This is a genomic window from Enterococcus sp. CWB-B31, assembly GCF_020567645.1.
In the GTDB taxonomy this organism is placed as follows: Bacteria; Bacillota; Bacilli; order Lactobacillales; family Enterococcaceae; genus Enterococcus_L.
In genome coordinates this window covers 538,614-562,421 of sequence record NZ_JAJDJW010000001.1, presented here as the reverse complement: position 1 = coordinate 562,421, position 23,808 = coordinate 538,614, and the positions used below count along the sequence as shown (strand labels likewise).

Annotated in this window: 20 protein-coding genes and 1 pseudogene; 3 read left to right on the top strand and 18 right to left on the bottom strand. The window is 37.6% G+C overall.

Features of this window, described 5'->3' with window-relative positions:
* Positions 1-347 precede the first annotated feature (347 nt).
* The 7 genes and pseudogenes from LI954_RS16300 to LI954_RS02315 all read right to left on the bottom strand — a co-directional run.
* Positions 348-434 (bottom strand): annotated as a pseudogene (locus LI954_RS16300) (pentapeptide repeat-containing protein); the annotation flags it as partial.
* 256 nt (positions 435-690) lie between these two features.
* Entirely contained in the window at positions 691-3,384 is a 2,694-nt protein-coding gene (locus LI954_RS02340; protein WP_229443396.1) for a cation-translocating P-type ATPase, read from the bottom strand.
* 312 nt (positions 3,385-3,696) lie between these two features.
* Entirely contained in the window at positions 3,697-4,431 is a 735-nt protein-coding gene (locus LI954_RS02335) for a GntR family transcriptional regulator (protein ID WP_202067615.1), read from the bottom strand.
* Between the two features lie 186 nt (positions 4,432-4,617).
* A complete protein-coding gene (celB, locus tag LI954_RS02330; RefSeq protein ID WP_229443394.1) occupies positions 4,618-5,979 on the bottom strand; it encodes a PTS cellobiose transporter subunit IIC in 1,362 nt (453 codons plus the stop codon).
* 5 nt (positions 5,980-5,984) lie between these two features.
* Positions 5,985-6,488 (bottom strand): hypothetical protein, encoded by a 504-nt coding sequence (locus LI954_RS02325; protein WP_202067613.1) that lies wholly within the window; start codon positions 6,486-6,488, stop codon positions 5,985-5,987.
* Positions 6,489-6,996: 508 nt separating this feature from the next.
* Complete coding sequence (locus tag LI954_RS02320; protein WP_229443392.1) at positions 6,997-8,085, bottom strand: hypothetical protein; 1,089 nt, start codon at positions 8,083-8,085, stop codon at positions 6,997-6,999.
* Positions 8,078-8,596, bottom strand: coding sequence for an RNA polymerase sigma factor (locus LI954_RS02315; protein ID WP_202067611.1), 519 nt, complete (start codon positions 8,594-8,596; stop codon positions 8,078-8,080). The genes LI954_RS02320 and LI954_RS02315 overlap by 8 nt, the downstream gene beginning before the upstream one ends.
* Positions 8,597-9,558: 962 nt before the next feature.
* On the opposite strand from LI954_RS02315, the gene LI954_RS02310 reads away from it, so the two are divergent.
* From LI954_RS02310 to LI954_RS02300, 3 genes are all read left to right on the top strand, one after another.
* Entirely contained in the window at positions 9,559-10,371 is an 813-nt protein-coding gene (locus LI954_RS02310) for a hypothetical protein (RefSeq protein WP_229442337.1), read from the top strand.
* A 933-nt stretch (positions 10,372-11,304) separates the two neighbouring features.
* Positions 11,305-11,466, top strand: a complete 162-nt coding sequence (locus LI954_RS02305) for a hypothetical protein (protein ID WP_229442336.1) — start codon at positions 11,305-11,307, stop codon at positions 11,464-11,466.
* Positions 11,467-11,559: 93 nt separating this feature from the next.
* Entirely contained in the window at positions 11,560-11,982 is a 423-nt protein-coding gene (locus LI954_RS02300) for a hypothetical protein (RefSeq protein ID WP_229442335.1), read from the top strand.
* Positions 11,983-12,249: 267 nt separating this feature from the next.
* Here LI954_RS02300 and LI954_RS02295 read toward each other — a convergent pair whose 3' ends face one another.
* The 11 genes from LI954_RS02295 to LI954_RS02240 form a co-directional block, all read right to left on the bottom strand.
* Positions 12,250-13,752 carry a helix-turn-helix domain-containing protein gene (locus LI954_RS02295; protein ID WP_229442334.1) on the bottom strand — a complete coding sequence of 501 codons (1,503 nt, stop codon included), beginning with the start codon at positions 13,750-13,752 and terminating at the stop codon, positions 12,250-12,252.
* A 461-nt stretch (positions 13,753-14,213) separates the two neighbouring features.
* On the bottom strand, positions 14,214-14,888 hold the full coding sequence (locus tag LI954_RS02290) for a ribulose-phosphate 3-epimerase (protein WP_229442333.1): 675 nt from the start codon (positions 14,886-14,888) through the stop codon (positions 14,214-14,216).
* A 115-nt stretch (positions 14,889-15,003) separates the two neighbouring features.
* On the bottom strand, positions 15,004-15,882 hold the full coding sequence (locus LI954_RS02285) for a class II fructose-bisphosphate aldolase (protein WP_229442332.1): 879 nt from the start codon (positions 15,880-15,882) through the stop codon (positions 15,004-15,006).
* Positions 15,883-15,899: 17 nt separating this feature from the next.
* Positions 15,900-16,610 carry a GntR family transcriptional regulator gene (locus tag LI954_RS02280; RefSeq protein WP_202067604.1) on the bottom strand — a complete coding sequence of 237 codons (711 nt, stop codon included), beginning with the start codon at positions 16,608-16,610 and terminating at the stop codon, positions 15,900-15,902.
* Between the two features lie 166 nt (positions 16,611-16,776).
* A complete protein-coding gene (locus tag LI954_RS02275) occupies positions 16,777-17,811 on the bottom strand; it encodes a zinc-dependent alcohol dehydrogenase (RefSeq protein ID WP_229442331.1) in 1,035 nt (344 codons plus the stop codon).
* Positions 17,812-17,833: 22 nt separating this feature from the next.
* Entirely contained in the window at positions 17,834-18,682 is an 849-nt protein-coding gene (locus LI954_RS02270) for a PTS system mannose/fructose/sorbose family transporter subunit IID (protein ID WP_229442330.1), read from the bottom strand.
* 19 nt (positions 18,683-18,701) lie between these two features.
* The gene (locus tag LI954_RS02265; protein ID WP_202067601.1) at positions 18,702-19,469 is read right to left on the bottom strand and encodes a PTS mannose/fructose/sorbose/N-acetylgalactosamine transporter subunit IIC; all 768 of its coding nucleotides are present in this window, start codon (positions 19,467-19,469) and stop codon (positions 18,702-18,704) included.
* 13 nt (positions 19,470-19,482) lie between these two features.
* Positions 19,483-19,956, bottom strand: coding sequence for a PTS system mannose/fructose/N-acetylgalactosamine-transporter subunit IIB (locus LI954_RS02260; protein WP_202067600.1), 474 nt, complete (start codon positions 19,954-19,956; stop codon positions 19,483-19,485).
* 2 nt (positions 19,957-19,958) lie between these two features.
* The gene (locus tag LI954_RS02255; RefSeq protein ID WP_202067599.1) at positions 19,959-20,381 is read right to left on the bottom strand and encodes a PTS sugar transporter subunit IIA; all 423 of its coding nucleotides are present in this window, start codon (positions 20,379-20,381) and stop codon (positions 19,959-19,961) included.
* Between the two features lie 1,996 nt (positions 20,382-22,377).
* Positions 22,378-22,680, bottom strand: coding sequence for a bacteriocin immunity protein (locus LI954_RS02245; RefSeq protein WP_229442329.1), 303 nt, complete (start codon positions 22,678-22,680; stop codon positions 22,378-22,380).
* A 363-nt stretch (positions 22,681-23,043) separates the two neighbouring features.
* Positions 23,044-23,754, bottom strand: a complete 711-nt coding sequence (locus LI954_RS02240; RefSeq protein ID WP_202067597.1) for a GntR family transcriptional regulator — start codon at positions 23,752-23,754, stop codon at positions 23,044-23,046.
* Between the last annotated feature and the right edge of the window lie 54 nt (positions 23,755-23,808).

Genomic DNA, 23,808 nt, shown 5'->3' with positions numbered 1-23,808 from the left:
GTCAAGGAACACTAGTCATAAAATGACTAGCTGTGAATTGATACCTCCCTGGAGCTACTCATATTTTCAGTATAGTTCGACTTATTTCCGAAGAGACAGCTTCTGCGTCTACGGTTCTCACTTCGTTCCGATCCTCGAAGCATGGAGGGGCTTTGGAACACCGTTTATTCGGTTTTAGGGGACTTAGACATACTTATGTCACAGTCCAGTTCTTTACCGTCCCTATATAGTTTCTTCCATTTCAATTATGTTCACTTGCATGGGTAATCGTAAAGCATTCAGGATTGTTGACTGCTTGTTCTAATGACTTGAAGCAGACCGAATGATGGATGAGCCTCTTTGCACCACTACTGAGCTTCTTTAACAAATGCATTGCTAAAATCCACATTTTCCAAAATAGATTCTCTAAAACTCGTTTCTCTCAAATCAACATCTGCAAAATCGCTGTCTCAAATGAACACCTGAGTAAATTTAGATTCATCCAACGCCACTTTCACAAAACAAGTATAGCATAGTCCAATCTGTTGACACAGATATTCAGGCTAGTGAACAGCTCTTTTTCAGATACGTCTGTTCACACACACAGAAAAAGCCTGAGAAAAATTCCCAGACTTAAATCATTTTGATTCAGAGCACAGACTGCTCTTCAAATTAGCCGTTCCCCTGCACCAAACCTTAATTATATCAATATCAATCAACTGGACCATACAACCCATTTTTCTGTTTCTTCATTTTTACAAGTACAGTTTTTAACAGCTCCATTAACGCTACTGCTACTGCCGCCAAACCTATACACAGTCCAATTTGTTCAAAACCAAAGCTTTCCGGAATTGAAAAGACTGCTCTTACACCGGGAATTAACGTAACACTATACAGCATACCGCAAATCACTATAGCCAGCAGCACCATTTTATTAGAGAAAACTCCGGCTTGCATTGCTGTTTGTGTGTTGGAGCGTGCTGGCAGTGTTTGTAGCGTACGGCACCAAATCAGTGTTGAAAAAGCCATTGCCACACCCATTTCAGTTGAATGCTGCATTCCCAGCCATTGAGCGAAAATAACCATTCCAGCAATAATCACTCCCCGATAAGTTACAGAGATTAAAGTACGCCCGGTAAAAATCCCTTCATTTGGATTGCGAGGCTGACGTTTCATAATTGTCGGCTCTGCTTTTTCCGTTCCTAATGCAATAGCAGGCAGCGAATCATTAACCAGATTAATGAACAACAGCTGCAGTGCAGTAAACGGATTTGCCCAGCCCATAATCAATGCAAAAATGATTGCAATGATGGCACCTAAATTACCGGCAAATAAATAGGCAATCGCCTTTTTGATATTATCAAATACATTACGGCCAACTTCTACTGCACTTACAATGGAAGCAAAGTTGTCATCTGTCAGAACCATAGCTGCTGCATCCTTGGCAACATCTGTTCCAGTTCCCATCGCAATACCAATATCAGCCTGTTTTAGAGCCGGTGCATCATTTACACCATCACCGGTCATTGCGGAAATATTCCCTTTTTCCTGCCACGCTCGAACAATTCTAATTTTATTTTCTGGAGAAACACGTGCATAAACAGTGGCTTTTGCTAAAATTCCTTTTAATTCTTCTTCACTTAATGCATCCAGTTCTGTCCCAGTCAATGCCTGATCACCTTCTGAGAAAATACCGATTTCTTTGGCAATAGCCACTGCTGTTGTTTTATGATCCCCAGTAATCATAATCGTTTTAATGCCCGCTGATTTTGCTTCAATTATCGCCTGTACCACTTCTTTTCGAGGTGGGTCAATCATTGCCAGCAATCCAACAAGAATTAATTCATTTTCATCATCCAATGTCAGTTCCTTATGTGCAACGGGCTTGTAGGCAAAGGCTAACACTCTAAGTGCCTGCTTGGAAAATTCTTCATTTTGATGCTGGAATTTTTGTTTTGCTTTTTCAGTAAACGGAACAATTTCTCCATCCAACAGCACCTGGCTGCTTCTTTCAAAAACGATATCTGGTCCGCCTTTAACCAAAATCAACTGCTCGCCGTCTATATCATGAAGGGTTGACATCAGTTTTCGATCAGAATCAAAAGGCAGTTCACCCTTCCGAGGAAACTGTTCTCTAATTATCTGATACGGCTGATTTTGCTTATTGATAAAATCAATCAAAGCCACTTCCGTCGGATCACCAAGCGGACTTCCATCTTCACTAATCGCTGCATCATTTGCCAACACAGCAATTTCCATTAACCGCTGTTCATCTCTCGTCCATTTCTGCGGCTCTTTGGAAAATTCACTCATTTTACCATTAGCTAAATAAAAATTGACAACCGTCATTTTATTTTGTGTCAGAGTTCCTGTTTTATCAGTACAGATGATACTGGTTGAACCTAGCGTCTCAACAGCTGGGAGTTTACGGATAATCGCATGTCTCTTTGCCATTTTTTTAGTCCCTATTGACAAAACAATGGTGACAATAGACTGCAGCGCTTCAGGAATGGCCGCAACTGCTACAGCAACTGCAAACATAAATGCCTGAATGACATCTTCCGTTAAATCACCCGAACCTCTACCTAAAAATAAGCGTCCTAGCTGGATAGCAAGAATAACTAAAGACAGTGCTAAAATTGCCAGACTGAGTTTTTTACTGAAGCTGTCCAAACCTCTCTGCAGCGGAGTTTTATTTTCAACTGTTGTTTCAAGTAATCCAGCCACCTGTCCAATCTCTGTTTGATTGGCAACACCGGTCACCAGAAATTTTCCACGACCGTAAGTAGCAATCGTGCCGCTGAACACCATATTTACACGATCGCCAATTGGAACTGTATCTGAAATTTCCTTTACTTCCTTTTCTGACGGTGTCGATTCACCAGTCAGCATTCCTTCATCTACCTTCAATGATCCAGCTTCCAGCAGACGGCCATCTGCGGGTACATAGTCGCCGGCATCCAGCAGGACAATATCTCCAACAACGATTTCTTTTGCCAAAATCGTTTTCTCCTGTCCGTCACGCAAGACACGCGCATCCGGTGCTGACAAACTTTTTAAAGCCTCTAGTGATCCTTCTGCCTTTTTGGTTTGAATCACGCTGACTACTGAATTCAGCATTAGCACTGCAAAAATAACCAGCGATTCTACGTAGGCTCCCATAACCATTTGAACAATGGCAACGATAAGCAGGACGATAACCATTGCATCCTTAAATGTTTCCAAAAAGAGTACGAAGCTTGATTTTTTCGGCGCTTCTTTTAACTGATTATAGCCATCTGCTTTTAATCTCTCCTCTGTCTGTGATGAATTTAGGCCAGATTCACTGCTTTTTGTTTCAGTGAATAATGTACCCAATGATTGTTGATAAATTTGTTTTTGTTTTGCTTCCTGATTATTTTCCATGTTTATCCTCCAAATTTTGTTTTTTGACCACACTGCTGCAATCTGCATCGTCTGAAGCCTGCAATTTCAACTAAAAAAGACCCAAGACAAGTAGAAGCTACTTATCTTAGGTCTCACCGTTTCATATAATACCAGAAAACCACTTTAGTGATTAACTTACTGTTGATATTATCACAATGACTCTTGCCGGCTACTCCCCTAAAGAGTGTGTCTATTTATTTTATAAGACAGGAGGAATATTTGCAACAACTTTATTTACTGCTTTTGATTATTCAGCAAAATATCTGATTCACAAAATTATTTTCAGCTCCATTAATAGTTTTTCTTAAACATAAACAGCTCTGCTTTACGATAGTCATAGCAAATTTTTGAAAAGGCCAGAAGTTTTCCTGAACTTAAAAAACTGTCATCACGCACAACCAGTGTCGGCGCTCCTGCAGGCAATTGAAAGAAACTTGCTCCCCAGTCAGAAAGTGGTTCACTGCTGATGATTTTGTCAATAAATCCTACTTTGATATTTTTTTTCAGTTCAAAATATTTAAAAACAGAATCGTAGAGCGACTCTTCCGGAATTTCTTCAGCAACTGACTGTAAATAATACGACTGCTCAATCAAATAAGGTTCTCCATCAAGTGTTCGCTGACGCTTAATTTCTATTAATCGCTCTCCAGCAGGCAAATCATGGTTCTCCGGTAAAAAATCGGCATCAGCTGCACTCACTATACACTGGCAGGCTGCCACTGTTGTAATTACACGACCAGGACGTGCCAGCTCTTCTGTTAATTCTGTGTCATTTTGCAGATTCATCACGGTATCACGACGCTTGGGACGAACAAAAGAACCAATACCATGTGACTGATAGATATAGCCCATGTCACCTAGCTGTCCAAGAGCCTGTCGTAATGCATAACGAGAGACATTATAATGGGACATCAAGGTATACTCGCTTGGCAGCTTGCCGCTCTCATCAGCAAGCGTCCCCTTTTGGATTTCATTGACCATTTCTTTAACCAACATTTTAATATCCAGTGGATGTTTACGCTGCATTACTGACACTCCTTTTTTAATTAATATAACTAGTCACTATCACTTTATTATTATATCTCAATCCTCTGGAGTTATCATTCTCACTTCTCTTTTTCACGCTCAACTCAGTAAAAAATAATTCTCTGTTTTTTATTAATACTTTTGTTCATTGCTCTGTATTACATAATACAATAACAACTGCAGTTCCTAATTCATTTCGTTTACTGCAGCTTTTGCCTGCTCCTCCTGATACAATTTCCCATCATAAAACTTGATGAACGGGAACCAGATCAAAAATGCTGTCCCCGCACAGACAACTGCCAGCACGAATGCCCTCCAGTCACCGCCTGACCCAATAAATCCTGACAAACCAAGTGGTGTCGGCCAGGCAACCTGCGCAATTGGCGGGTTAACCAGCCCAAATTTGATGGCAAAGTAAGCAACGGACATTGAACTCATTGGAGCCAGGAAAAAAGGAATAGCTGTATAAGGATTATAGACAACCGGCATCCCAAATAAAATCGGTTCATTAATATTAAAGAGTGACGGAATCACTGCTGCCTTTCCCAGAGCACTTAGCTGTGCTGATCTTGCAAAGAATGTGATAAAAACAACCATCCCCAGTGTTGCACCAGAACCGCCAATCGTAACAAAACTGTTATTAAACTCACCTGCAAATGGTAGATTTGCTCCATTTTGATTTTGAACCATGTTGGATAGAACTATAGGTGTCAAAAATGAGGTAACTATCGTTGCCCCATGAATACCAACGATCCAAAGCGCGTGCATTAAGAAGTAAATAACCAGCAACCCCACCCAGGTATTCGCTAAATTAGTAACAAACCCGAATGGAATGGCAATCATCTTAAAGATATCTGTTCCCAAAGCGATTAATACGCCATTAATAACAATAACTGTCAGTGCAATCAAGATAGTTGGAATAAGAGCAGTAAAAGAAGTTGAAACCCCGGTTGGAACAGTTTCCGGCATTTTGATGACCCACTTGCGTTTCACGCACAACGTATACAGCTTCACTGCAATAATGGACATAATAATTGCTGTAAAAATTCCTGTTGTTCCCAGACGTGTAACACCACCGGACATTTCCCAGCCATCAATAATTTTTTGATCCTCTGTAATCACACTGACCAATACGGCAACTCCGCCATCAAAAATCAGCTCCGGCAAACACATAAAGAATGCCATCATAGACAGCAAAGCTCCGTTCAATGGATTCAAATTGATTTTCTCTTCCTGAGCCTGAATTTTTGAATATTCGTAGCCAAAAACAATACAAAAATAAAGAGCCAAAATTCCCATTGTCGCCATATTTGCCAGCATGTATAAGCTTTGAACCCGATTGAACGAAGCTTCCCAGATCCCCTCTAATGCCGGAAAGCTTTGCGGTAAAACAGCAATAATCAGAAACATTGAGCCGACAATCGTAAATGGAATAGAGGCCATCCCTGCAGCCATAACCCCCCGAACAATTCTAAGCTGGGAAATTTTTCCCATCGGTCCCATTAAATAATTGTTCAAAAACTTAAATAATTTGTTATCTGAATCCATTTTTATCACCTTTCCTTTTCTAAACTATCCTCAAAAATTTTCATATGTTCTAAATAGGAATCCTTGTCCTGTTCAATTTGCCAAACCTTCCATTCGACAACGATTCCTGCAAGACACCCAATAATCAGACATATAAGCAACAATCCACGACCACTCTCATTGATAAATGGAAAAAGCTGCTGCTGTTGCCCCAGAAAAATCAGCATAATTCCCACTAAATTACTGCTAATCTGCACGGCATACCCTGCTTTCGTAAACAGCAAACGTTTGGAAGGATTCCAGTATTTTGCGGTTTGTTCAATGATGATAGCGATATCAATTATAAGCAGCCCTATTGGCACTGCCGTCCAAATGTTTGGAACAGAAAAACTTAATACACCCCAATATAAATTGATAAAGAAAAACATTGCTGTAGCATAACGAAATAGGAGATATCGATTGAAGTAAATACTTCTTAACTTAGTTTGCCTATTCAACTCTTCCTTAATTATGATTACTTCCACCACCATTCACTTATTCTTCACACCAAATTTAAAGAATGTGATCTGTCCAAAAAAATTATTTATCACCGCTTCCTATTGAGTGATCCACAATATAGTTTACTTGTTCGAACAAGTAAATATTAACATATTCAAACAACCTTGTAAACGCATTCCTCTTTTGATAAGTGCCTCATTTTCAGGGAACTGTTTTGTATCACCGAAGATTTTTTTACTTTCAAACCATACGCAAACCACAGCTGTGAAAGTAACCACTAAAAAAGAGGTTGGGACAAACACTCATGAGGGCTATCCACCCGCACCAAACAGAATGAAAAGAAAAAAACGATCGACCTACACGCTATTTCCTGTCATACTAAAGAGGACAGAAGGGCGTGTAGGTCGATCGCTTATTGAGGTTCTTCTCCAAGTTAACCTTGAGGGACAAACTAGATCGTTCTACTTATTTTGTACCAATCATTAGGTCACAGAACCTGCGTATAAAACTCTCTCTTCTTATTTTCTATACGCATTTCACTTATTTATTTTGCAGCTCAAAGCTGCCTAATTCTTTTACTATATTCCCCATTTCGTCAACTTCATTGACTTGAATTTTGTAAACAGAGGTGTTATCCAGTGCACTCAAATCAAAAGAAAAATCAAATGCAGTATTACCATTTTTATTTTCGTAACTAAAGCTTGACTGCGCCTCATTCTTAACGTCGTTTTTATAAATAATTACATCATAAAATTGAAAGTCGCCTGAATCTCCTTCTGTAGGGATGTTAAAAGAAACAGTGGTCTGCAGCGCATCACTTTTTGCTTTAATCTCATGAACATTATCAGCCTGAAGAACTTGTGGTTCAGCGGTTTGAGTCAGCGGCTCATATTCAACGTTGAAGCTCCAATCGCCTTCATACACTAAGGCTGTTTCAACACTGAAAGAGCTGTATGCCTTTTTAATCGCTTCAGCCATGACAGCTTCATATTCATCCCAATCCTGCCAATGCAACCGATAAATATGCAGGGTTAATTTAGCATTTTCCGGTATTTTCTCCTTATCAAAAATAGCTATAACAGACCCGTAAAACGTATCCCCTTCAATACGAAAGGTCGAATAAGATAGTACACCCCTAAATAAATCCTCCATGTTCCCTTCAGCAAAAAGTCCAAGTAAAATATCCTGATAATTTGAACCTGCTGCAATTTCTTTTTCCAGCAAAGTTCTCAGTTTCTCATCATTCAGCTTGAATTGATAATCGAAAGCAAGTTTTTTCTTCGTTGCGACAAATTTAGTCAGCTTAATTTCACGTCCATTTTGGATACTTGTCAAGTCAAGCTTATTCGGAATACCATGACTTTCCACTGTTCCAACCCCTGAATCCCGGCTGATGCCAAACATCTTTTCAAGTGCTGTACCCACCGGCGTCTTAATCATTACAAGCAGAAAAACAATGGCTGCCGCTGCCAAAATAAACATCACTTTTTTCCTGCGGCTCACTTTAACAGCTTTTTCTTGACTGATTTGGTTTGTCAAAATCAGCTTCCGATTGAGAAGCAGTTTTTCCATTACTTCAGCAGGAATTTCTTTTTCGTTTTTAATCCTGTCGATCGTCTTTTTATCCATGACCGTTCTCCTCCAATAAGGCTTTCAATTTGACTCTTCCGCGTGCCAGTCTGGTTTTCACTGTATTTGCAGATATCCTTTCCTGAACAGCAATTTCTTTGATACTAAATCCTGCATAATAATGTAAAATGAGTGGAATTTTGTATTTCTCCGACAATCTATTTAATCCTTGTTCAAGATCAGAAGTTCCATAACTGTCTTCTTCTCTAGTCATATGTCTTTCTTCAAACTCAACGGATTCAACCCGTCTTTTCAAGATTCCTTTGGCAATATTTACCATGATCCTAAATATCCAAGAATTAAATGCTGCTTCATTTTTTAGATTAGTTATTTTTTTCCATGCGCGAATTTCTGTTTCCTGCAGACAATCGGCCACATCCTCATTGTCTGCCAATAGTTTGTAGGCGGAATTATACAACACCGTTTGGTAAGCCCCGCATAGCTTTACAAATGCCTCGGCATCCCCAATTTTAGCCTGTTTTACCAACCTTATTTGCAACTCTTTCTCCATACATCTCCTACTTTCTACCTTATATCTATTAGACAGTCTTTTCTTTAAAAAGGTTTCATAAAATTCAATTTTTTTCTTAACTAAACTGGCCAGCTCAAAAATATTGTCCGGAACAGCAACCCAAGTGCTGATATACTAGAGAGTATATTTATCATCTGTCTGTTTTTACTTATATCTATTATATTAAGTCACTAGTGATCTGACCAAATTATAATAAAAGATCATTTATAAATGAAGTTCAAAGATAGAAAATGTTAACGTGTATGTTTCAATGACAAGAAGGAGCAGCTTTAAAAGAAACTGGAGTCAAACTAGCTATTTCTATAGTTTTTACAGCTAGTTTGACTCCAGTTGGGGATGGACGTTTAGAGGTCACCAATACTTATAGTGAACGTTTGGTGAAAGAGCTCATAATGGGGAGAAAAAATTGTTTTTTTTCAAACAGTTTGGAGGAGGCACGACTTCGAGCCATATCTTAAGTGTACTGAAAATTGCGGAGCTGGATGGATTAAATGGGATCCACTACCTCACTTACTTATTGGAGGAACTGCCTAATCTACCGGTTCTTTGTTCGGAAATGTTAGATGACTACCTTCTATGGTCAACAATCATTCAAGAAAAATACAAATAACTAGCAGACAACCTTCGCTCAATTGTTAGTATAGCAATCGGGCTATTCATCGTCTGGGTGCTTTGCTACCTGACATTTACACCATTTTTTCTATACTTAATTTTTAATCTAGGTTTATGTCGATACTCTCTAGGTGCGTGGATACTAAAGTATACGCTTGCGGTCAATTTTAATTTTTGAAATTGAAATATGACCTGACCTAATTAGAAAGGATATCGTATTCTATAGCTAATGAATGATCTAATTCTGGTCTGAAATACATAATTTATTTTGTGGACTAGTGTGGAAATTAATCATCATTAATCAGAAATCAGAAAATTTGGAGGAAAAGATGAAACAAAAATATTTATTAACGACAATAACAGCATTGACTATTGCAACTTTAGCAGGAGTAACTACAAGTGAACAAGCTTTTGCAGATTCTCAAAATATTGAAATATCACAAAAGAGTGACTCTACATTACAAGTGGAAGATGCATTTTTATCTAGCTATAATGTTTTAAGAGTAACTTTAAACAAAGCTGTAGACACTAAGGATACATTTGTTGCTTTACTAAATATTCAAGCATTAAAGGTGATTGAGTCAGGGAAAGTAGTAGCTTTTGATATTAATATAGATAAATTCTTTGAACAGTATCCTACTGAAGAAGAAAGAGAATCAATAATAAACTCTGTAGTTATCAGACAAGTAGCATACGATGGTTCATTTTATGAAGAAATTGCTATTCAAAATAACTTTTTTAAAGATACCCTACTCAATCCAGAATCATATAGTGGAGAGCTTTTGAAAACGGGGGCCATCGGAAAGGTAAGTAATATCCTACAACTAAATGGCTTTAAAGATGTTTTTGAAGATGTACCCTCTGGAGATAAATTATTACAAAGTAGTAATAGACTAACAACTGAAACACACTCGCTTGAGTTTAGACTTAACGAGAAATATAAAACTGGGTATACATTTATTTTACGAGATAAAAATGGAGAGATTGCGGGAAGCACCTTTTTACCTACACCTATGCAACGACTATTTGTTTTTCCACAAAATACTAAGTTTTCTAATCAAGAATATACGCTAAATATTAAAGAAGATGGTGCGAGTAAAGAAACATCATTAGCAAAATTTACACCAGTTTATATTTTTTAATAATCAAAATTTAAAAAATTCACACAAATAAAACTTGATACTATAGAGGTTGTGACACTTCTGCTCCATACGACGAGTAATCACTGGAGCAGAAGTGTTCTGCCTCAAGAACCAGGTAGGTAACACGCATCTACTCTGACAAGTCAATCGTAGTGATTTATGACAATAAGGCTGCGGATTGATGTCTACTTGGAGCTTTCCATATTTTTGAGAGTATTCGGCTTATTTCCGAGATCCTAGTTCTACTTTGCCACTTCTGCTTATATTCGTACTTTAGCAGAATGGTATGCGTAGTTTTGATAAGTATTCCTTGAATGAAACCAGCTCACTTGATGTAGTAGAACTGTATGCTGCGGAGCGTAGAAGAACTGCTGTCTCTATGAGTCTAACGATTCTCGAGACAAAACACTACGCCAATACGCGGTATCCGTTTTTCTGCGTCTACGATTCTCACTATACTACACTTCACTTCGTTTCGATCTCATCAATTTCTAAATGGCAAAGCCACTAAGAATTAAAGGACTTCGTTCCGATCCTCGAAGTATGGAGGGATTTCACTCCTACGCTTCTTACAAATGCTCAGATCATATAAAGACTGGAACGCTGTTTATTCGGTGTTAGGGGACTATGACATTAGTATGTCATAGTCTCGTTTTTTATAAATTTTTGAGACTTTATGTTAAAAAACAAATAAGCTAGCTATTTTCTGTCAGCTAACTTATAGAAAATCAACTTTAGTCCGTAGTTAATCCATAGCATAGAAAGACATAATGATACAAGGTCATTTTTGTTTGTATTTAATTAGAATTTGAACTTGAAAATTCTAATTAAGTGTTAAGCTTGCTATATAATACCTGCTGAATAATCAAAAAATATTGGTTATTCAGCGATTTAACCGCAAAATCACTGGATCAAAAAAGTGCAGATCATTCCGTGGAAGGTATTGGAAAAAGAATATGCCAAAAACTTTCGGAACAAAAAGGGCACTGTGACCAAACGTTGCGGATGACACTAGAAGCATTACTCATCCAAAAAGAATACAGCTATTCTGACGAAGAAATGATCCTGCAAATTCAAGAAACCCCCTATCTTTAATTCTTTATCGGCTTGTCTGGCTATCAAGATGAACAACCGTTTGATGCGTCTACAATGCTCTATTTTTGCAAACGCTTAGACGACATGACACTGATGACAATTAACGAAAAAATCTTAGGCGCTCACTTGAAAGAACAACCAGAAGATGATGATGACAGCGATTCGAATAGCAGAACGCTTATTTTAGATACCGCCCATGCACCGCACCAGATCAAGTATCCAACAGACACGAAGTTATTGAATGATGCTCGGACACTTGAGGAAACCATTATTGACACCCTCTACGAAGAAAAGCAATTGAATAAACCGCGCACTTACCGTCGAAAAGCTCGGGAAGTTTATCTGCCTATTGTTCATGTGAAAATCAAAGCAGCAACGGAATTTGGCACTAAGCTGGATATTAGTTTAGCCAATGAAGTTGCCCGTTTAGGGAAAATCGATCGCAATCGGAACAATCTCAACTACTGTAAGCAACGGGAGATTCGTCTTTCCGGTCCAGCCTTGGGATACCCCTAAAAATGAAGTTCACAGCAAACGCTTGGACAATCGAGATCGTATCGAGGTGGAGCACAGCTTCAGTCAATTGAACGTTGTTTTAGAATGGACTTAATTCTAATGAAAAGAAAAGATACTATGCTTGCCAGCGTTGCTTTGAGTGTGTTGCCTTAAATCTGTCTAAATTGATGGTAGATTCTTTGCACCTAATTTCCATTGAACTGAAAAGCAGTTCAGTTTTTTATCTTTTTTTACAGGAATTCGTCCAGCAAGCAATTTGATAACCATTCAATATACATTATATTTAGTAAAATAAATAGAGCTTTCTGTTAAAAGTTCCATATGATTTTTCTTATACTTAGCTTGAACAGCATTTAGTATATAGGTTAAATCCTGTTGAGTTAAATAATGAGAAATAGAAATTACGGTAGTTGTTGATGTTTTAAATGGCGTAATATCTAATATATTTGTAATTAATAAATCAGTAGTTTCAACTATTTTTGAAATATTTAAATCTTTAGCGGTAGAAATAACATTGAAATGTGGGCTGCCAGGAATCAATTTTTCGAGTTTATTCTTTAAATAATTAGAGAATTGGAAATCAAAATCGATCAGTAATGTTATCGTAATATTACTATAATCATCATATAACGTATCTAATAGATGTGGAAAAGTAGTTGTAACTGCAAAAAAGACAATATAGAAGTATGAATAAAATTCTTCTGAAAAACAATATTCATAAATCTCTTTCATTATAAGATGATAAGACTCCATAAAAAAAGTACTTAGTTGGTAAAATTCTTTAAATTGATTTGTTAGTACAAAGTTAGATGACTCAATAGGTCTTTTAAAGTTGTAAATAATTTCAAAAATTTCTAATGAAAGATCATCTAGTTGTTTTTTATCAATCTGTAGTTTGAAAATATCGCAAAATAGACTTAAAAATTCAGCTATTTGTTGATTTTGAGATGCAACAGAGCGATTGTTTATTTCAAGGTTTAAGGGAGTATTATTTGTAAAAAGATAAAAAATACGAATATAAAATTCAGTATCATTTGGATCATCGGGTCTTTCTAATTCGGTAATAAGATTAGGAGCAGTATCTATCAATTTTTTAAGAAACTTTATATTTAAACTATTAGGTAAATCAAGTCTATGGTGACGAAGTTCTCTTTCATATGAAACTGCAGTTGATAATATAAATCGAATGTATTGTTGAGCTGTAGATTGTTTTTCCATAACAAATGCACCGTATCTATAAAAGTTCCCTAAAGCTTTTATAGTGCCTTCTGGAAAGGGAAGGTTAAAAAAGCCATATTTTTCTTTAAAAAAAGCCATAAAGAAATAACGAATATTTGTCTCATTTCCAGTAATGCATAAAGGTTTAGTTTGAAGGATAATATCTATTTCTTTTAGTTTGGGTCTAATGGACCCAATTATTCTTTTTATTGTAGATTCACTAACAAATAATTCATCAGAAATCGCTAAGTAAGTAGGGTGTTGTTCAAAAAACAGCAATTCCATAATGGAATACTCTAAACTATTTTTTAAAATTTGAGCTATACAAAAGTCAAAGGAATATTCTGGAGGTCGAATAAGTTTTATTGTATTTTGATAATACTTAATTTGAATCGGATAAATAATTTCGTTTAATTCATTAATAATATTAGCAAATGTAGATTTGCTGATATTTAATTCATAAATCAACGATTCCACAGACAGTTCTTCTTCTGAAAAAATACTTCTAATGATATAGCTATAAGCATAGTCCCTTTTATTTAAAATATTCATATTAACACCTCATCAAACTAAAAATCTTTTTCATACAATAGCATTTCTTTCCAACAACAGAATAAACGTTATTTTAAAAAAAGTAAATAAAATATTAAAATAAAATAAATAATTAATTAAAAAAACAAATAAACCCCATGATATTGAGCACTAGTAATCTGACCAAATTATAAATTATAATAAAAGGTCGTTTATAAATAATGTTCAATGATAGAAAATTTTAACCTGTATACTTCAATGACAAGAACGAGCAGCTTCAAAAATAACCAGATATCTACCGATCTCATTAATCTTTGAATATGAAACATTCATCCTTAACCAGAAACTGTTTTACTGACAGATATTGTAATTTCAGCAACTGTAATCTATTACTAAAAAAAAAAGAGATTGTGACAAACATTCATGAGGGCAACTGCCCCTATGAATGTTTGTCACATCCCTTATCTCTTTACAATTTTCTTTTAGCTTTTGATTTTGCAAACAGCTGTTAACAAGTCTTCCACCTTATCACGATAGCTTCCTTGTTTGCTGTTAAAAAGCGCAGAGGTTCCAACCACATACAGATCAGCCCCATACTGACTGATCAACGAAACAGTCTCTGAGTGTATATTTCCATCCACTTCAATAAGCGGACTGAGCTGTTGCTTTTTTAATTCTTCGTTTAACAGCTTCAGCTTTTCCAAAACACTGTAATCAAATTTCTGTCCCGCAAAACCCGGATTTACCGTCATCATTAAAACCAGGTCAACATCAGACAAATAAGGGAAAATCATTTCAACCGTTGTCTGTGGGTTTAGAGCAATCCCCGCTTTCATTCCCATCTGATGAATCTGACGAATGAGCCCTGCAGCATCTGTCGTTGTTTCCACATGAAATGTAATATAGTCAGGATGAATCAGTGCAAACATCTCTATATATTTTTCCGGATGAATACACGCCAAATGAACGTCTGTTGTAAATTGACCAGATTGAATAATCGGCTCCAGCACATAAGGTCCCATTGCTAAATTATTCACAAACATTCCATCCATAACATCACAATGCAGCCAGTCTATTCCAGCTATTTGCAGGTCTTCCAGTTCCTGACCTAATTTCAGTTGATTTCCGCACATAATTGAAGCAGCAATTTTAGCCATCTTTGCCTCCTTCGCTGACTAGAACGACTCCATACCTTATAAACAAACACCTTATTTTCACTTCAAAATCATGGCATCTCTAAATTTTCTTACAGTCCAAGTTCTCAGACAGCTCCTAAGGGTTCATAAAAATTTTCATTGCTTCTTTGACATTTTTCTTCATTTCGGCTGTTGCAGCCAAAGAAAGTTCGTCAAAAAAGACCGTTTCTCCGGCAATCATTTTTTTCAGACATTTTATAACCCCTTTACCACCGGCTTTATTCATATAAGTATAGTAATTAATTTTACAAATACCATTTCTGATTGCCATTTTATAGTCTGCCTCGGATACCCCTGAACCGCCATGCATGACAAAAGGGATATCAATCTTATTTTTGATTTGCAGAATACGATCCAGATCCAGTTTGGGCTCTTTTAAATAAATACCGTGAACGGTTCCAAACCCAATCGCCAGACAATCCACCCCTGTTTCCTCCACAAAAGCTTTTGCCATGTCTGGATCTGTATACACATCCTCCAAATCATCATAATCTTCACTGGAATCAGAACCGCGCCCTTCACCACCGCCGACAGCTGAGGTAAAAATATGACCCAATTCTGCCTCAACAGAGACCTCTGCTGCATGAGCAATTTTAACAATTTCTTTTGTTTCTGCCAAATTGACTGCATACGGCTTGCTGGATGCATCATACATAATAGACGTAAAGCCCAATCTGATTGCCTGAACACACATATCAAAAGATGCTCCGTGGTCTAAGTGAACTGCAACAGGAACTTTTGCCCGGCGTGCATAATCCAACATCACCGGACCAATTTCTTCCAGACGAACCAGATTTTCATGTACTTCGGCATGCTGTAAAATAACCGGAGAATTCAACTCCTCTGCTGCCTCAACCACTGCACGAATTGCTTCAAGGTTTGGAACATTTATTGCTCCAACAGCATAAGGTGTGCGTTTTGCATCTTTCAAGAGTTCCTTCAATGTGACTAACATAATTTGTCCTCCTCGTTTTAATTAGTAAAACGATATTCAAGATTTGTCGAGAGGACGTCTGTATATACATAGGAAAGCTCAATGGGCTTATTTTCCCAACAAGCAAGATTGTTCACAACCATGACAACAGCAGGCTTAGAAATATTTAAGTAATCAATTTCAGTATAATTAGCCATTCGTGCGCTGACACGCTGACTGACAATTTGCGGTTGAATCCCAAACTGACTAAGTGTTTTCCAGAGCGATTTATCCGTTAAATCAATTGAACCTATTTCAGGACAACGATCTAGTGGAATAAAGCTTTCAGTCAGAGAATAAACCATATTGTCTACGCTTCTCAGTCTCAGGAGATTAAAAACATAATCTCCTTCAGCAATTTCAAGCACGGTACTTAACTCTTTATCCGCTTGAATAACATTCTTTTGTAAGACCTCTGAACTGATTTTCTTTTTCCTTGAAACAATATCATCATAAAATCCTGAAATATGCATACTGGAAACAACTTTTACATCCCGATCCTGCAAAATAAATCCTTTTCCTTCAATGTATGAGACAATTCCTTGTCTTTCCAATGCTTCAAGGGCACGTTTAACAGTCGTCCGACTAACATTTAAGCTTTCAGAGAGCTTTCTTTCACTGGGAAGAGGCTTCCCCTGATTACTTAAAATTTTTGCCAAATGTTGAATATCATTACTTACACGTTTATATTTTGGAATGAACTCTTCCATGAATTGATATACCTCCTTGTTATTCTGCTCTAAGTAGTATATCAAGTAAATACTCTTCAAAGCAGACAGTTAGATTCGTCCGGGATGGATGCATTTTGTCAGATTTTTTCATGTTGATTATAACATACCTTCATCCATCGATACCGTCTGCTTCGCTCTCTTGATCCTAGAATTTTACAACTACCCGGTACTTGTCACCTTTGATCGCCGATTCAAAACCTGAAACCACTTCATCAAACCCAACCACTTCACTGATAAAGGGTCGTACATCAATAATTTTCTCACTGATCATTTTCGCTGCCCGAACAAAATCACGACTGTTTGAATTAGCTGTTCCTGCAATTTGATAGCCTCCCTTGTGAAGCTTGTCAGGACTGAACGGCACCGGAGTGTCTGGATAAAATGAAGAATACAGAATAACCCGACCTGTATTTGCTACAAAAGATACTGCCTCTTCAACCACAGACGGAATAGGGGTTGTATCGAACACTACATTTGCCCCCAACCCTCGGCTGATTCGATTTATTTCATCAGCTAAATCCAGTTCATCAGAATTGACAGTATAATGGGCGCCAAGCTTCTTTGCCAAAACCAGTCTGTCCGGATTCAAATCACAGGCCAGTACAGCTGCGCCGCTTTTGACTGCCAGTGCGATGTGAAGCTGTCCCATAATACCGCAGCCGATGACCACTACTAAATCTCCATATTGAATATCGGCAGTTTCACAACTATGAACCACACAAGATAAGGGTTCTGTCAACGCTGCTTCTTCCGGAGAAACATTAGAATAATGGAACAGATGCCGCGGTTCGACAAGCATATATTCCGACAAACCGCCCATCCCTTTATGCGGCAGACCTTCCAAGTGCTTGCTGTGGTTGAAATCCAGACAATTCTGCTCTTCCCCGCTCTTGCAGAATTCACAATTCCCGCAGGCTAGATTTGTTCCAAAAACCACTTTATCCCCAATTGTCCAGTTTTTCGAATCGATATTACTGCCCAAATCAATAATCTCAGCAGCTATTTCATGTCCGCCAATAAAAGGATAGTCCACCTTTTTAACGCCTGTATATACTCTTTGCTCCCATGTACAAATCGCACAGGCTTTGATTTTTATCAGAATCTTATCTGCTGAAACTTTTGGTATGTCACACTCTTCAATCACCAAGTCTTTAATCCCATGAAAAACTGCAGTTCTCATTTTCTACACCTCTAATCTTCCCTTAGAATATATTTGCTGTGCCAAAAACAACGCCTATCACAACTAAAATCAGCATAACAGTTGTCGACTTCATTTTTCGATTCTTCAAAAGATACAGTGTGAGCAATGTAATCCCTAAAGGCAGAATCCCTTTAAACAGCTTATCCAGTATATCTTCCTGCAGCCCCAGCTCGACAGTTCCGACCTTAATAACAAAAGGGGAAGAAACTGAAACAAAGTTGGCTGTTAATGCTCCCAGTACAATAGCACCCATTGCGGACGCACCTGTGATTAAATACTGCAAAATATTACTGCTTAAAATTTTTTCAATCCCTGTCTTCCCCATCCTGTACCCCTGCATCCAGACAAAATAGGCAAGAGAAAACATAATCCCAAACATCATCAGCCCGTAAACCAGCGGCCCCATCAGATTTCCTTCTGAACCCAGACTCACCCCAAAAGCCAGCAAAATAGGAGTCAAGGTGCCCTGCCAAAGTGTATCGCCAATACCGGCAAACGGTCCCATCAATCCGGTCTTTATTCCATTAATGGCATCATCTGTGATTGGTGCGCCATTGGCACGATCTTCTTCCATTGCAATAACCATTCCGCAAATAACTCCGCCAAAATGAGGCTCAGTATTAAAAAACGCCATGTGTCTTTTTAACGCATTTCGGTATTCCTCCGGATTATCTGCATAGAGCTTTTTTATGATTGGACTAAATGCATGAACTAATCCCGTCGCTTCCAAACGTTCATAATTGTAGTTGGCATGACTGAAAAATGTCCAACGCCAAAACGATTTTGCCACGTCCTTTTTCGAGAGCTCTTTTCTTACTTCTGAACCTTCATTCTCTGTTGCTTGCTCCATTTCTATTCCTCCCTCTTCTTTAGCCTAACCCGCTAATTTCATTTCTTGGTGTAATGGTATATAAGTAGGCAATAATCGCTCCAACCACAGCTATGACAATAACATCCAATCCCATGTATATTGCCATTACAAACCCTAAAATAAAGAACAGCATCGTGTTTGGACGATTAATGGAACGCAAATTCATTGCGATACCTAACGCAGGAAGCAACCCGCCGATGACCTGTAAAATATGAAGAGGCGTCCCATCCAAATATCCCAGTATACTGCTTACTGCCCCAGAGCCGTAGTACGCTGCAAATGCAACTGGAATTACACTCATCAGGAGGAGGATAATTTGCGGCGGTACTACATGCAGAAAATTGATGCGGTCGAGATTGCCCTCATCAGCTGCTTTATCAGCCATATGAACAAAAAATACATCCACCGTCATATGGGCAACCCAAATTACAGTTCCCAGTAATCCAATCGGCATCGCCAGTGTTACTGCTGTCTGCGGGTCTGCTCCAGATGCCAGTGCCAGTGCCGTACCAAGCGTACCTGCCAGTCCCGGATCTACCGGGGCTGTCCCCCCGGCAGAGATAAATGCAATATACGGCAGTTGAATCGCCGCTCCGATAATCACACCCTGAATAGGATCACCCAGAATAAATCCAACAATCGTTCCTGCTACAAGAGGCTTTTGCATAAATGAAATACTTCCCAGTAATGAGAACCACGGAGTGCCTGTAACACCAAGATAATAAACGATACCAATTAAGATTGCCTGTATAAATGAAATACCCATTCTCTTATTCCTCCTAACTTACTAACTTTGAAACATCAATGGACTTATCTTCAGCAATAATTTGAATACTAACATTGACACCATTGTCAATCAGCTCTTTTAACCAACCCTTTTCTTCTTCAGATGCAGAAATATTTTTATAAAATTTAGAACGACCTTCTTTGGCACCCATTCCTCCAATATTCACCTTTTCCAGTGCTACGCCTCTTTTCAGCAATTCCACATAGCAAGAAGGTGATTTTACTAAAACAATTACCTTATCTGATTCACCAAGATTGCTTAATATTTCGGCTCCTCCTTCAATATCAAAAACCTCCGTTCTTATATTTGCAGGAGCTACAGAAGTCACTATCATCTTTAAAAACGTATCATTCGCTGTCTCCTCATCTACGATAATGATTCTGTTTGCACCAGTATAATTAAGCCATGATGTCATGACTTGTCCGTGAATTAAACGGTCATCGATTCTTGCCAATACAATACCCATAATTATTTACCTGTCCTTTCTATCATATTATTGTATGCTTTATTTAAATCCATGACGCTCCTGCTTCCGCTTTCCAACGCTATCCGGCCAATCTGTTCCACGTCATTTGAAAAATCCCGGTTCACAACAACCTCCAAAAGCATCGCCATATTCACTCCGGAAAGCACTTTCATTTTTTCTCTTGGCAACAGCTTCAACACCTCATTACCAGGTGTTCCGCCGAAAAAATCAACCAGAACAAGCACCCCTTTTCCTGAATCCAATTTTTCAATCATTTCCTGAATCCTGCCTCGAAATACTTCCGGACTATCTCCATGATACAGCCCTATTGATTCTGCATATTTTACTTCTCCAGTGATAATAGCAATAGATTCCAACAATGACTTGCCTAAATTCCCGTGAGTAACCACCAGTAAACCGATCAAATGTATCCTCCTCCTTCCGGAAAAACCAAAGGACCTTAAAAAGAGCCATTGGTATTATTCACAAATTAAATATATAGCCGTTCATCATTTTTGTCAACAAGATTTTGAGAAAATTTCTTATTTGGGTTTTGATGTGCAATAAAAGATTCCCTCACTTCATTTGGTCTACTCATTTATTTACAAAATACTGAGAACAATTTAGTCAGCAAGCATGGTATAATCGCTCTTCATTTTTCAACTGCCTCCAGACATTTTCCTGTCAATCACCAATGGCAGAAAAAAATCACTAAAAACAGGTCAGAAACAGAAATTTCACAAACACTAAATTTATCTATCCTCATAAACATTTTCCTAACTGTCGATATATCTGCAAGTCTAAGTACCTGTCAAAGAACACCCTTATTAAATTTTACTTACCAAAATCTAGGGAGTGTCTGAAAAGGTAGTGGAAGTTGAATTTTTCAGTGGTTTTTGTGGAAATCAAGGAAGAAAGTACAGGTTATGTGGTTCATAAGCGAGTATTTATGATGAGGAGTTCTATAAAAATCACCAAAATATTCGCCGCTTGAGTTTTCAGACACACCCTAATATAATCAATCTTCAAAATACATTTTGCCATTAGACATCTCTCCCCATTTGAGACACTTATATCAAAAAAAAGCTTGTTTCCTAATGGGTAAACATGTTTTCTGCTCTTTGCAGTATAATAAGTCAAGAAGGATGTGTCTGTGAAGATAAGAAGAAATGAATGGGAAATTTAGGCTTGGGAAAAGGTAAAAGAAATTGCGGAAGAATGTCACGGAGTTCGTCTGACAATATTTGATGAACCCTTTCCTTATATTGTTCCAGTAAATTTTGGTTATAAGCAGGATAATTCTCTAACACTGTATATTCACGGAGTCTGTCAAGGAAAAAAAGTACAATTGCTTGGAGAAAATTCCAAAACAGCTGTTGAAATGTACTGCCGCTGCAGATTAATTGAAGCAGGAACTGTGGCAGAAATCATTAAAATTGTTCTTTCCTCTTATACTTGTAAAGAACATATACATCCAAATAAAATGTAAGCTGTCTGCTGGTAATCAACAACTGGATGTAATTCGAGCTAAGCAATTCACCGAATTATAATACTTTGGCTCGACCTTGAGCAATTGTTTTGGCAAAGGACTGAAAAAAGGCTGTCACATAACCCTTAACGGAGTCAGTGTAACAACCTTTTTATTTTTTTGAGATACGAGCAACCTATTAGGATACTCTACGATAGGACACAGGATAAGCGAAAATAAATATATGGTTCAGCTCTTTCGTTATCCAATTTCAGGTTGTTGAGTTTGCAGGTTTGGTTAATCCTTTTATCATTTTAATCCAATGTACTGAAAAATAAACTATCTGAAGAAATCATAAAAATCAGTATGCTTACATACACTATTGTTGTTGATAATGGAGTAAATATACATAACTTTTAGATAGTATATGAAGTCTTTTTTCAAGATACCTTCTACTACTGCATCTTAGCAACCCAACTACCTAAGAAGCTCTATTTCCCTGTAAAGCTCTTCTTTCACCTGTTCATCGTTATCTCACAATCCCATATATTCAGAATCTTCATCCAACATACTTTCAAGTAATTCATGACTTTTTCTTTTGTCTCATCCAAACAGTCTATCCTTCCAATCAGGCAAATATAAACCTTTCCAAACATAAGTGTAACCCTGATTTAGTCATAGCTGAATACATCCTTTAAATAGAGGAATATCATTAAAATCATACCTATTTACAAGAGCTTGATACTCTTTATTATTGCCAACTTCCTACTGCTTAGCCCGTCATCTTGGCAGTTTACAGACAGATTTGACTGAGCTTCCGTCGTTATAAACTGAATGTTTTTTGTAACTGCAACTCATAATCCACATCACCTCCACGTTATTTAATTTTGACTGATACAAACTCCCCTTAATTTCAATTAAGTGAAAAATCAGTAATACTGTAATTTACAATACTAATCGAATTGTCCAGTATCAACAAAATCAGAACGATAAACACCATTAAAAGCGGATTTACTCCCAATTTCAAATAACTGACGGATCAGCTTCTGCTGACTATCCGTAAATGACAGACGCTCATTTACTTCCTTAAAGTAAATAAAGTTAACCAAGTGATTGATTAACGGCGGATTTTCCCCAGCAGGTCCAAGCTTTGAATAAACTTTTAGCAGCACTTCTCTAAGCTCATCCATGTCATTTCCTGAGTATTTGGAAAGATTAATGTACAGCTCATGGACAATATCTTTACTCTTTTCCATAATAAATCACCTTCTCTGTCTCATATATGTATAACTCTAATTATTATAGTAGTTTTCTCTTTACTTATCACCACTATGCTTAAAATAAGAAGAAAAAAAGGATAGTCTATTCATAAAACTACTCTTATTTTTATATGTGTTTTTTTCAATCCAATTACTTATTCAAAAATGAACAAAACAGCTCAGTTTGTCATACAAGGTCTTGGAGAAAACCTCAAGAAGCGATCAACCTGCCCCTTCATTTGTCCTCTTACATTAGCATGACAAATGATCGGTTCATGTCGACCGCTTCTTTTCATTTCGTTCTGTGATGCATTATAACACACCATCTGTGTATCACAATCTCTCTAAATTTTTGTATCATTATCTGGAAAGTTCGAATACAAAATAATTAATATCACCGCGATATTTGGAAATGGAATATTCCACCGGCAACCGTTCATCTGAAAAACCCAACGTATGAAAATAGAATACTGGGTCATCTTCTTCTACATCCAGAAGATCACTGGTCGTTTCATCTGCCTTAATCACTTCCAGCTTTCTTGAAACAGAACGGATAGGATGATTCAGCCTCTCAAATGTGGTGTAAAGAAGCTCAGAAGTAAAATCAATCTTCTGCAGTTCCGGAAAAAGGTGACAGGGGATATAACTGGTCACTAAAACAACCGGCTTTTCTTCTGCATACCTCAAACGAATCAGCTTGTAAACAGCATCACCCAGCTTCAAATTCAATTTTTCAGCTACCTCTTCATTTGCCTTCACACATGTAAATTTCAAAATTTTTGTTTTTGGTAAAATCCCCTTTCGATTCATTTCTGAATCAAAGCTTTCAATGACATGCGTGAACTCCTGCTGAATTTTGGGTTTCTTTACCACTGTCCCGCGCTTTTTTCGTTTCTCAAGATAGCCATCATTCACTAAGGATTGAACGGCCTGTCTCACGGTAGGTCTACTGACACTGTAAATATCAGCCAGCTCCATTTCAGTGGGAATTGTCTCATTTTCAGCATATTCACCGGATTTTATTTTGTCCAAAAGATCCTGTTGAATTTTTTTGTGCAAAGGGATGCCCATGTTTCTTCCACTCCTCAATAAATTGCTTTCATTATAGCACAAATCAATTCAGTC